The organism is Marinomonas ushuaiensis DSM 15871 (genome assembly GCF_000521805.1).
Taxonomy (GTDB): Bacteria; Pseudomonadota; Gammaproteobacteria; order Pseudomonadales; family Marinomonadaceae; genus Marinomonas; species Marinomonas ushuaiensis.
In genome coordinates this window covers 1-816 of record NZ_JAMB01000036.1, presented here as the reverse complement: position 1 = coordinate 816, position 816 = coordinate 1, and the positions used below count along the sequence as shown (strand labels likewise).

3 tRNA genes are annotated in these 816 nt (G+C 38.4%); all 3 read left to right on the top strand.

Annotated features, from left to right (window positions below):
• Positions 1-120: 120 nt before the first annotated feature.
• The 3 genes from MUS1_RS15570 (at position 121) to MUS1_RS15560 (ending at position 507) form a co-directional block, all read left to right on the top strand.
• Positions 121-197 (top strand) — tRNA-Met (locus MUS1_RS15570).
• 75 nt (positions 198-272) lie between these two features.
• Positions 273-349: transfer RNA gene (locus MUS1_RS15565), tRNA-Met, on the top strand.
• 81 nt (positions 350-430) lie between these two features.
• Positions 431-507: transfer RNA gene (locus tag MUS1_RS15560), tRNA-Met, on the top strand.
• The last annotated feature ends 309 nt before the right edge of the window (positions 508-816 follow it).

Genomic DNA, 816 nt, shown 5'->3' with positions numbered 1-816 from the left:
GATTTAAGGTAAAATAAAGTTGGCTATCAACATGATCCTCATAACCCGAAGGTTCGAATCCGGCTCCCGCAACCAACTAATCGAATGAAATTGTTAGTGATATATAGAAAATTAATTTGTCGCGGGATGGAGCAGTCTGGTAGCTCGTCGGGCTCATAACCCGAAGGTCGTTGGTTCGAATCCGGCTCCCGCAACCATACATGTTAATTTGGTCACAACAATTCAATGTTAAAAAAGATAAAAATCTAAACTATATCAATAGCTTAATTTGTCGCGGGATGGAGCAGTCTGGTAGCTCGTCGGGCTCATAACCCGAAGGTCGTAGGTTCGAATCCTGCTCCCGCAACCAACTATAATAAGCATAGTTTGGTCACAATATTTTATCTTACATTTCTAAGAATAAGTTATATATATCAATAACTTTTCATGTCGCGGGATGGAGCAGTCTGGTAGCTCGTCGGGCTCATAACCCGAAGGTCGTAGGTTCGAATCCTGCTCCCGCAACCATTTCTAGTAAAATTCAAAAACCAATTCCACAAGTCGTAGGTTCACTCTTTAGTTAAGAAAAGTGCTCCCGCAACCATTTCAGATTAAATCTTAAAAAATATCCTTTTATATCAGTACTTTACTTTCATTATTACAATTGAATTTAGTCATGTTTTGGCCGTAAATTATTCGAATCATATATTCATTTATTTACCTGTACGCACTTGATTCAACTATCTGGTGGATTTAATTCTTCCTTCTGGTGATAAATGTCATCATTTTTAAACCTTTTCTAAATCCGCAGCAGTAAAAGGCAGAACGGTCATAAAG